Below are 10,555 nucleotides of genomic sequence, written 5' to 3'. Positions count from 1 at the left end.
CGAGCGGCTCGGGCGGCGCCGCGTCGGAGCCGCCGGCCCAGGCCGCGCCGAGGCGGCGGGCGAAGTCCTGCGCGGCGCCGTCGCCCGGCCGGGTGAAGGCGAAGACCTCGCGTCCCTCGTGGCGCGCCACCTGCGCGACGATATGCGCCGCGGCGCCGAAGCCGTAGAGCCCGATCCGCCGCGCATCGCCCGCCATCCGCAACGCCCGGTAGCCGATCAGCCCGGCACAGAGCAGCGGCGCCGCCTCCGCGTCGCCGTAGGCATCCGGGATCGCAAAGCAGAAGCGGGCATCGGCGACGGCGAGCTCGGCATAGCCGCCATCGATCTGGTAGCCGGTGAAGCGCGCATCGGGGCACAGGTTCTCCCGCCCCGCGCGGCAGAAGCGGCAGGTGCCGCAGGCGAAGCCGAGCCATGGCACGCCCACGCGGTCGCCCGGGCGGAAGCGGTCCACCCCCGCACCCAGCGCCACCACCCGGCCGACGATCTCGTGCCCTGGGACGAGGTCGGGCTTCGCCGCCGGCAATTCGCCGTCAACGACATGCAGGTCGGTGCGGCAGACCGCGCAGGCGGCGACGCGCAGCAACACCTGGCCAGGACCGGGCTGCGGGTCGGGCACGGCGGCACACTCCAGGCGACCGGGCGCCTGGCGAAGCAGCATCGCGCGCATGGAGGCAGGCTACGCCCGGCCGGGCCGCCACGTCACGCCTCCGCGCGCTTGATCGTCGTCAAGGACTCGCGCGTTGGACTGGGGCGGGATGGAATGGTTGGGGAGAAGTGCCGCGATGCCGCAGGACGCCGTCGTCGCCTGGTTCGAGGAACTCGGTATCCAGGACGTGCCGCTGGTGGGTGGCAAGAACGCCTCGCTCGGCGAGATGACGCAGGCGTTGTCAGGCGCCGGGGTGCGGGTTCCCGGCGGCTTCGCCACCACCGCCGCCGCGTATCGCGCCTATCTGGCGGCGAACGGGCTGGAGGGCCGGCTGGCCGGGCTGCTCGCTGCCCTGAAGCAGGGTCGCGCGACGCTGCAGCAGACCGGCGAGGCGATCCGCCACGCCATACTGGATGGCACCTTTCCCGACCATCTCGCCGCGTCCATCCGGGACGCGTATCGCGAGCTGGGCCGGCGGCGCGGGATCGAGGCACCGTCGGTTGCCGTGCGCAGCAGCGCCACCGCAGAGGACCTGCCCGGCGCCAGCTTCGCCGGGCAGCAGGAGACCTTCCTGAACGTCCGCGGCGAGGCCGCCCTGATGGAGGCCTGCCGGCGCTGCTACGCCTCGCTCTTCACCGACCGCGCCATCAGCTACCGCGAGGCTCAGGGCTTCGAGCACATGTCGGTCGCGCTCTCGATCGGCGTTCAGGAGATGGTGCGCTCCGACCTCGCGGGCTCCGGCGTGATCTTCACGCTGGACACGGAGACGGGCTTCCCTGGCGTCGTCGTGGTCAGCGCGGCCTGGGGGCTGGGCGAGACGGTGGTGCAGGGCACCGTGGACCCCGACAAGATCCTGGTCTTCAAGCCGCTGCTGAACGAGCCCGGGCGCGCGCCGGTCATCGAGCGTACGCGCGGCGGCAAGCAGCACAAGCTGGTCTACGCCAGCGGCGGCAGCGCCCGCACCGCGCTGCAGGAGACGACACGGCGCGAGCGCGAAGCCTTCGTGCTGACCGATGCCGAGGCGATCCAGCTGGCGCGCTGGGCGGTGGCCGTGGAGCGCCATTACGGCCGGCCGATGGACCTGGAATGGGCCAAGGACGGCAAGACCGGCGAGCTGTTCATCGTGCAGGCGCGGCCGGAGACGGTGCAGGCGCGCCGCGGCGGCGTGCTGCGCAGCTGGCGGCTGAAGGACCGCCGCGCGCGCCCCGTCGTCACAGGCGCAGCGGTGGGCGAGGCGATCGCCGCAGCCGAGGCCTGCGTGATCCGCGGCGCTGAGGACATCGCCCGCTTCCGCGAGGGCGCGATCCTGGTGACGGAGGCGACCGACCCGGACTGGGTGCCGGTGATGCGCCGTGCCGCCGGCATCGTCACCGACCATGGCGGCCCGACCAGCCACGCCGCCATCGTCAGCCGGGAGCTCGGCGTGCCGGCCGTGGTCGGCACCGGCCGCGCCACCGCGGCGCTGCGCGACGGACAGGCCATTACGCTGTCCTGCGCGGAGGGCGAGGAGGGCCGCGTCTATGACGGCCGCCTCGAGTTCAGCGTGACGGAGCTGGACGTGGCCGCGCTGCCGCGCACCCGCACCGCGATGATGCTGAACCTGGCGAACCCGGCCGCCGCGCTGCGCTGGTGGCGGCTGCCGGCGGCGGGCGTGGGCCTCGCCCGCATGGAGTTCATCGTCAACGACCACATCGGCATCCACCCGATGGCGCTGCTGCGCTTCGACGCGCTGGAGGATGCCGAGGCGAAGCGCCGCATCGCCGAGATGACGCGCGGCTATGCCGACAAGGTGGAGTATTTCGTGGACCGCCTGGCGCGTGGCATCGCCAAGCTGGCCGCGCCCTTCCACCCCAACCCGGTGATCCTGCGGCTCTCTGACTTCAAGAGCAACGAATACGCCCACCTGGTCGGCGGCGCGGCCTTCGAGCCGGTGGAGGAGAACCCGATGCTCGGGCTGCGCGGCGCCTCGCGCTACTACTCCGACCGCTACCGCGAGGGCTTCGCGCTGGAATGCCGCGCCATCCGCCGCGTGCGGGAGGAGATCGGGCTGCGCAACGTCATCGTCATGGTGCCGTTCTGCCGCACGCCAACCGAGGCCGACCGCGTGCTGGCGGAGATGGCAGCCCACGGCCTGAAGCGCGGCGAGGACGGGCTACAGGTCTATGTGATGTGCGAGATCCCCTCCAACGTGATCCTGGCGGAGGAGTTCGCGGCGCGCTTCGACGGCTTCTCCATCGGCTCGAACGACCTGACGCAGCTGGTGCTGGGCGTGGACCGTGATTCGGCGGAGCTCGCGGTCCTGTTTGACGAGCGGGAGGAGGCGGTGAAGCGGATGATCGCCGACGTCATCCGCCGCGCCCATGCCTGTGGCGCCAAGGTGGGCATCTGCGGCGAGGCGCCGAGCAACCATCCGGACTTCGCCGAATTCCTGGTGGAACAGGGCATCGACTCCATCTCGCTCAATCCCGACAGCTTCGCGGGCACGCTGAAGCGCGTGGCGGAGGTCGAGGCGCGGCTGGGCCGCGCGCCCTGATCAGCGCAGCGTCGCGGCCGCCAGCCGGCGGGAAAGGTCGAGCAGCCGATGGTTGCGGCGCAGCAGCGCGTCGAAGCGGCCCTGCGCCTCTTCCAGCACCGCCTGCTCGTCGAAGGCGGTGACCCGGCCCTCCGCCACCACCTGGCGGCCGGCGACGAAGACCTCCCGCACCGAGGCGCCTGTCTCGGAATAGACGAACTGGTGCACGGGGTCGTTCAGCGGCGTCCACCAGGGCGAGCGCAGGTCGTAGAGTGCGAGGTCCGCCGCCATGCCTGGCGCGATGCAGCCGATCCGCTGCCGCATCGCCGCCGCGCCGCCGCGCGTCGCCATCCGCAGCGCGTCGGCGGTGGTGACCCAGTGCGCGACCTCCCTGTCCTGCGGGCGCGCCACGATGGTGGCCAGTCGCAGGCTGTGCTGCATCGCCTGGTTGCCGCCGGAAGGCGAGCCGTCCGCCCCGATCGCCACGGTCACACCAGCGCGGATCATCCGCGCGATCGGCGCGACCCCGCTGCCGCCGCGGACGTTGCTCTCAGGGTTGTGGACGGGGATCGTGCCGCGCTCCGCCAGCAGCGGGATGTCGTCGTCATCCGCCCAGATGACATGCGCGCAGGAGAGCCGGTCCGTCAGCACGCCAAGACGGTCGAGGTGCCGAATCTGGCTGCGGCCGTAGCGCCGATGCGCGATCTCCGCCTGCACCCGCGTCTCCAGCAGGTGGCAATGCACGATGGCGTCGTGGCGCTCCGCCAGCTGCTGGCAGCCGGCCAGCAGCGCATCCGTGCAGCGCATCGGGTTGGATGGCGCGGGCGCCACCTGGACCATCCCGGCCGGGTCGTGATGGCGGTGGATGGCGGCCTCCACCAGCGCCAGCAGGTCCGGCGCCGGGCGCGGTTCCAGCACGGCGGCGGCGCGCAGCTCCGCATCCAGCTCCGGCGGGAAGGCGCCGGCGGGCGGGTAGATGTCGGCATAGGGCTCGTCGAAGATGCGGAGCGCGATGATCGCCCGCATGCCGGACTCGTTGTACGCCGCGGCGACGGCGTCCACCTGCTCCAGTGTGAAGCCCTGCTCGGGGAAGTGGTCGATCACCGCCGTGGTGCCGGTGCGCAGCATCTCCAGGCAATTGAGCAACGCAGCGCAGCGGATCTCGTCCGGCGTGGCGTTTGCGGTGAAGGCCTGGAACATCCACAGCGCGGCGCGGTGGTTCACCAGGTCGTAGCTGCCCTTGGCATAGGCCAGGGGCGAGTGGGAATGCGCGTTGACCAGCCCCGGCAGCACCACGCGCTGCCGCGCATCCACCACGCGCGCCGCACGCGCAGCCTGTTCCGGCGGCACCGCGCCGACGGCGGCGATCGTCCCGTCCTGCACCAGGATGTCGGCGCCACGCAGCACGCGGCTCTCGTCGTCCATGGTCACGATGGCCGCAGCATTGCGGATCAGCAGCGTGTCCGTGCCCTGCATCGACTCAGCCCTCCGTCACCACGGAGGCCGCGCCGCCGCGCCCGCCGCGCTCCCAGAACACTACGCGCCGCTGAAGGGCGCGCAGCAGCTGGGTGCCGATGATGCCGATTGCGGCGAGGGAGGCGATGGCCCCGAACACGGTCCCGAGATCGAGGTTGGTCGCCGCGTTCTGGATCAGATGCCCTAAGCCGCGAGTCGAGGCGATGAACTCCCCGACCACCGCACCGATCAACCCGAGCACCACGCCCACTTGCAGCCCGGCAATGATGGAGCTTGCCGCGCCCGGCAGCTTGACTTCCCAAAGGATGCGCCGGCGGGACGCGCCGAAGGCGTGCATCATGTCCACCACGGCCGGATCGACGGAGCGGAAGCCCGCAATGACGTTGATGAACGTAGGGAAGAAGCAGATCAGCGCGACCAGCACCACCTTGGATTCGATGCCGAAGCCGAACCAGACGATGACCAGCGGCGCCAGCGCCACCTTCGGCACGGATTGCAGCCCGACCACGAAGGCGAAGACGAAGCGCTCCACCAGCCGGATCTCGGCGACCAGCGCGCCGAGCACCAGCGCCACCCCGCTGCCGATCGCATAGCCCCACAGCATGGCCGTCAGCGTGAAGCCGAGATGGCGCCAGTACTCGCCCTCCACATAGCCGCGCCACAGCGCCTCCCCCACCTGCGACAGGCTGGGCAGGATGTAGTTCGGCACGTCGAACAGCCGCACGCTGGCCTCCCAGGCCAGCAGCAGCACCGCCAGCGTGGTCAGCGGGTAGAGCGCGTCGGTCAGGCGCCTCATGCGCGCCCCGCGGCGCCGGAGGCGGCGAACAGGTTGCGGCGCAGCCGGTCGCACAGCAGGGTGAAGTCGGGCATCAGCATCGTGTCCAGCGTGCGCGGGCGGGGCAGGGGGATGGCGATGTCCTCCACCACCCGCGCCGGGCGGTTGGAGAGCACCACGACCCGGTCGGAGAGAAAGACCGCTTCCTGGATGCCATGGGTGACGAAAAGAACGGTGCGACGGGAGCGGGACCAGAACTCCAGCAGCTCCAGCGCCATGCGCTCCCGGTTCAGTGCGTCCAGCGCCGCGAAGGGCTCGTCCATCAGCAGCACGGCAGGCTCGTGCACGAAGGCGCGTGCCAGGCCGGCGCGCTGCTGCATGCCGCCCGAGAGCTCGTGTGGATAGGCCTTCTCGAAGCCGGCGAGACCGACCAGAGCGATGAGGTCCATCGCCCGGCTCCGTGCGGCGCGCATGTCGAGCCCCTGGGACCGCGCCGGGACGAGCACGTTGTCCAGAACGGTCTGCCAGGGCAGAAGGGTAGGCTGCTGGAAGACGATGCCGACGTCGCGCCGCGGCCCGCGCACCACCTCGCCGGCCAGCTGCACGCGACCGGCGGAGGGCGGGAGCAGCCCTGCCGCGATCTTCAGCAGCGTGGACTTGCCGCAGCCGGAGGGGCCGAGGATGGAGACGAAGCTGCCCGGTGCCGCGGCGAGCGAGACCTCCTCGATCGCAGGCAGCACGCCCGTGGCCGTGCGGTAGGTCAGCCGCACCGCGTCGAACTCCACCGCCGCGCTGGCCGGCAGAGGGGTCGCCACGGCGGCGGCGAGGCTCACTGCAGCGCCCGCGCGCGCGCGATCACAGCATTCACGTCGAAGCGGCCGAAATCCGGCACCAGCGCATTGGTGTAGATGCTGTCGAGCGGCAGGTCGGTGCGACGGAGCTGGCCGTTCTCCTGCAGGATCTCGATGTTGGTGCGCCAGCCCGCTTCCTCGAAGTCGCCCCAGCGGCGGCTGCGGACATCGCCGGCCGGCAGCTTGTAGGCCAGGTTGTCCAGCATGATGCGCACCGCATCCGCCAGGTTGCGCTGCGCATCGCCGCCGGTCGGCCGCAGCGTCGGGTGCAGCTGCCAGGACAGGCGCACGCAGGCCTGCGGGTTGGCCTCGCAGGCCACCAGCCCCATCGTGTAGGCGCGGCCGAAGCGGCGCAGCAGGTCGGGGTTGTTGCGGATGGTGTCGGCATGCGCCGCGAAGGAATTGCCGGAGATGGCGCGGTACTTCTCCGGGACCGGGATGCGGCGGATCGGCGTGCCGGAGACCGCGATCTGCGAATGCACCACGTCGAACTGGTTCAGCGCGTCGATCTGGCCGGACCGGAAGGCATTCACGGCGGCCGGACCCTGGCCGACGGGGATGATCTCCACCCCGCGCTGCGGGTCGATCCCGGCCTCGCGCAGCATCGCGCGCGTGACCGGGACGTTGCCGGTCGAGAGCGAGATCACGCCGATCCGCTTGCCGCGCAGGTCGGCCAGGGTGCGGATCGGGCTGTTCTCCAGCACCACGATCTCCCAGTTGTACTGGCGCGTGACGTTGTAGAAGAACTGGATCGGCAGCGGGTCCCGCCCGGTGTCGTGCGACAGGATGACCAGGTCGGGGATCGGGTAGCCGACGGTGATCTGCCGGTTGGCGATCTGGGGCAGCAGCACGCCGGTCCCGTCGAACTGCACGGTTGTGAGGTCGATGTCGTTCTCGCGGAAGAAGCCCATCACCTCCGCCATGTACATGGCGGAATTGGCCAGCCCGACGCGGGACGCGGTACCGTAGGTCACGCGGTCCCGCGCCAGGGCAGGTCCTGCCAGCACCAGCATCGCGGCCAGCGCCGCGAACCATCGCATCGGTCGCATCGTTACCCTCCGGTCGATCAGTGCAGCGGCAGGGAGAGCGGCGCGATCGCGTCGCCGTCCCGCCCGCGATAGTCGTGCAGCTTCGAATCCCGCAGCATCCGCGCCTGCGCCTCCGCCACGATCCCGGCGGCGTCGGTCAGGTCGAGGCCGACCGGCTTGCCGTCCCGCAGCACCTGCTCGCCGGCGACGAAGACATGCTGCACGGCGCGGTCGGCGGCGTGGAAGATCAGGTTCCGCAGCGGGTCGCGCAGCGGCGCCATCAGCGGATGGGAGAGCGAGACCATCACGAGATCCGCCGCCATGCCCGGCGCCAGTCGGCCAAGGTCGGGCCGGCCCAGCGCGTCGGCGCCGCCCACCGTCGCGGCGTGGAACACCGCGGCGGAATCCGCGGCCGCGACATCCCGGCAGGCGTTGCGGGCCACCAGTATGGCCAGGCGCATCTCCTCGATCAGGTTGTGCGGCGCGCAATCCGTGCCCATCGCCATGCGCACGCCGCGCGTGCGGTAGCGGCCGAAATGCTTCAAATGCTCGCCGTAGCGGGCGAAGGGGCTCGGGCAATGCGCGACCGCCGCACCATGGTCGGCGATCAGCCCCACGTCGCGCGCGGTATGCCAGCCGACCGAGGGATGCTCGTCCACGAAGATCGCATGGCCCAGGATGCTGCGCGGCGTCAGCAGCCCAAGCGAAGCCGCCCACTGGATCGGCGTGGTGCCGTGGCGGTTGACGATCTCCCGCACCTCCACGACGGATTGCGCGATGTGGGTGGTGAAGGGGCGGCCGGTCGCCGCGGCCAGCGCCACGGAGTCGCGCAGCAGGTCTTCCTCCACCGTGTCGATCTGCGCGGGGAACACGATGCCCGAGAGCCGGCCGGACTGATCGCGCTCAGCCTCCTCCATCACGCGCTGCGCGCGTTCGAAGCCGGCGCGGCCCATCTTCGCGTCGAAGTCCCAGCGCATGCGCTGCGGCGCCTCCAGCACCCAGCGGGCCGAGGCGAAGACCGGCCCGACCCACACGCGCAGGCCGGCCGCCCGCATCACGCCGAACCAGTCACCGAAGGGCGCCGAAAGATCCACCACGCTGGTCACGCCGGCCGAGAGAAGCTCGGCATAGGACAGCCGCATTCCCGCCTCGCGCCCGCGCTCGTCCAGGCGGAAGGCGAGCAGCCGTTCGTAGAGGCCGGTCATCTGCTGCTCCGGTACGCCATGATCCTCGCGCACGCCGCGGTAGCCGGGTTCCGTGGTGGGATGCGTGTGCACGTTGACGAGGCCTGGGATCACCAGGAAGCCGCGCCCATCCATCACCCGCGCACCCGCCGGCGCCGGTATGCCCGGATCATGCGGCGTCATCGCGGCGATGCGGCCGTCCTGCAGCAGGATGTCCTGGTCGCGCCCGTAGGCGTGGCGCCGTTCCGAGGCATCCCAGCGGACCACCCACTCCGCGTTGCGGATCAGCGTCGTGCCCATGGTGGCCTTCCCGCGCATTGGCGCGACAGTCTCGACGCAGCCGCGCGCCTTTGGCAAGCGGCCATGGTTGCCTGAATGCGCGGCCTCCGCTTCACTCGCGCACCATGGGCACGCGGGATCGCCTCTCCGACACGGCCATCGGCCGCGCCATGCCGCGCGACGCGGCGCGGCGCCTCGTCGCCGGCGGCGGGCGCTACCTGGATGACCACGTGGAACGCGGCGAGCTGCATGCCGCTTTCCTGCGCAGCCCCCTGCCGCATGCGCGGTTCACCCTGCACACCGAAGTGGCAGCCGCGCTGCCGGGCGTCCATGCCGTGCTCACCGCCGCCGACCTCGCCGCGGTCTGCCGGCCCTGGCGCACAGTGTCGAAGTCCTTCCCCGGCCTCGTCTCGCCGGATCAGGGCCCGCTCGCCGATGGGCGCGCGACCTGGCAGGGCGAGCCGGTGGCGATGGTGCTCGCCGCTTCCCGGGCGATCGCGGAGGACGGCGTGGAGGCCATCGCCGCAGACTGGGAAGAACTGCCCGCGGTGACCAGCCTCGCCAAGGCGCTGTCGCCGGACGCGCCGCCGGTGCATCCGGGGCTGGAGAGCAACCGCGCCTGGGGCACCACCGTCCGCCACGGCGATCCCGACGCCGCCTTCGCCGCCGCCGCGCTGGTGGTCGAGGAGACGCTGACCTTCACCCGCCACACCGGCGTGCCGCTGGAACCGCGCGGCGCCTCCGCGCTGTGGGAGCCCGGGACCGGCGCGCTGACCATCCGCCTCTCACACCAGATGCCGCACCAGATGCGGCTGCACTTCGCGGAGCAGCTCGGCCTGCCGATCAACCGCGTGCGCGTGATCTGTGGCGATGTCGGCGGCGGCTTCGGCATCAAGATGCATGTCTACCAGGACGAGGTGGCCGTCGCCGCCGCGGCGCGCCTGCTCGGCCGTCCCGTGCGCTGGGTGGCGGACCGGATGGAGGCGCTGATGGCCGACATCCATGCACGGGAGCATGTCGTCACCGGGCGCATGGCCGTGGATGCGGAGGGGAACATCCTGGGCTTCGACGTGCAGGACCTGCAGGGGCTCGGCGCGGTCTCCATTTATCCGCGCAGCAGCACGGTGGAGGCGATGAGCGCCCTGCGCGCCACCGGCGCGCCCTATCGCTTCGCGCATGCCCGCGCCCGCATCGACAGCGTGCTGCAGAACAAGGTGCCGACCGGCCAGTATCGCGCCGTCGGTGCGCCGATCGGCTGCGCGGTGACGGAGCGCCTGGTGGAGAAGGCGGCGCGTGCCCGCGGCGAGGATTCCTGGGAGTTCCGCGCGCGCAACCTGCTGCGCGCCGAGGAGATGCCGGCGGTGAACGGCTTCGGCGCGACGCTGCACGGGCTGCATCACCATGCCGCGCTGGAAAAGGCGCGCGCCCTGATGGACCTGCCGGCGTTGCGCGCCGAGATCGCAGCCGGCCGTGCGGCCGGCCGCCTGCTCGGCCTTGGCCTGGCGGTCACGGTGGAGTTCACCGCCTCCGGCCCGGTGGTCTACGGCACGGGTGGCGTGGCCGTCGCTGCCACCGACACGGTCGTGGCCACGCTGGAGCCCACCGGCGAGATCAGCGCCCAGGCCTCGATCAGCGAGATCGGCCAGGGCATCACCCAGGGCTTGGCGCAGATCCTGGCCGATGCGATCGGCGTCGCGCCGGAGTTGGTGCGCGTCGATGCGGGCGACACCGCCGCCGCGCCGCATGGCGGCGGCGCCTGGGCCAGCCGCGGCGCAGCGATCGGCGGAGAGGCAGCCTGGGGCGC

General features: G+C 71.9%; 8 protein-coding genes. 2 read left to right on the top strand and 6 right to left on the bottom strand.

The window, feature by feature from the left end; genetic code table 11:
- Positions 1-616, bottom strand: a 616-nt coding sequence (locus tag OZN99_RS17130; protein ID WP_333779746.1) for an alcohol dehydrogenase catalytic domain-containing protein, incomplete at its 3' end; no start/stop codon positions are given.
- A 166-nt stretch (positions 617-782) separates the two neighbouring features.
- Here OZN99_RS17130 and ppsA point away from each other — a divergent pair.
- A complete protein-coding gene (gene ppsA, locus OZN99_RS17125) occupies positions 783-3,179 on the top strand; it encodes a phosphoenolpyruvate synthase (protein WP_270936476.1) in 2,397 nt (798 codons plus the stop codon).
- Here the strand turns inward: ppsA and OZN99_RS17120 are convergent, their stop codons facing one another.
- The 5 genes from OZN99_RS17120 to OZN99_RS17100 are packed head-to-tail and all read right to left on the bottom strand — an operon-like array spanning position 3,180 to position 8,772.
- The gene (locus OZN99_RS17120; protein ID WP_270936475.1) at positions 3,180-4,634 is read right to left on the bottom strand and encodes an amidohydrolase family protein; all 1,455 of its coding nucleotides are present in this window, start codon (positions 4,632-4,634) and stop codon (positions 3,180-3,182) included.
- 4 nt (positions 4,635-4,638) lie between these two features.
- A complete protein-coding gene (locus tag OZN99_RS17115; RefSeq protein WP_270936474.1) occupies positions 4,639-5,430 on the bottom strand; it encodes an ABC transporter permease in 792 nt (263 codons plus the stop codon).
- Positions 5,427-6,224, bottom strand: a complete 798-nt coding sequence (locus tag OZN99_RS17110; RefSeq protein ID WP_270936473.1) for an ABC transporter ATP-binding protein — start codon at positions 6,222-6,224, stop codon at positions 5,427-5,429. The genes OZN99_RS17115 and OZN99_RS17110 overlap by 4 nt, the downstream gene beginning before the upstream one ends.
- A 14-nt stretch (positions 6,225-6,238) precedes the next feature.
- Positions 6,239-7,300: an ABC transporter substrate-binding protein gene (locus OZN99_RS17105; RefSeq protein ID WP_270936472.1), complete on the bottom strand. Its 1,062-nt coding sequence runs from the start codon at positions 7,298-7,300 to the stop codon at positions 6,239-6,241.
- Positions 7,301-7,326: 26 nt separating this feature from the next.
- Positions 7,327-8,772 carry an amidohydrolase family protein gene (locus OZN99_RS17100; protein ID WP_270936471.1) on the bottom strand — a complete coding sequence of 482 codons (1,446 nt, stop codon included), beginning with the start codon at positions 8,770-8,772 and terminating at the stop codon, positions 7,327-7,329.
- A 104-nt stretch (positions 8,773-8,876) separates the two neighbouring features.
- Between OZN99_RS17100 and OZN99_RS17095 the strand changes: the two genes are divergently transcribed.
- A partial coding sequence (locus OZN99_RS17095; RefSeq protein WP_270936470.1) for a xanthine dehydrogenase family protein molybdopterin-binding subunit occupies positions 8,877-10,555 on the top strand: 1,679 nt, incomplete at its 3' end.

It is taken from the genome of Falsiroseomonas oryzae (assembly GCF_027856955.1).
GTDB lineage: Bacteria > Pseudomonadota > Alphaproteobacteria > Acetobacterales > Acetobacteraceae > Falsiroseomonas > Falsiroseomonas oryzae.
This window is presented reverse-complemented; position numbering and strand designations above follow the sequence as displayed.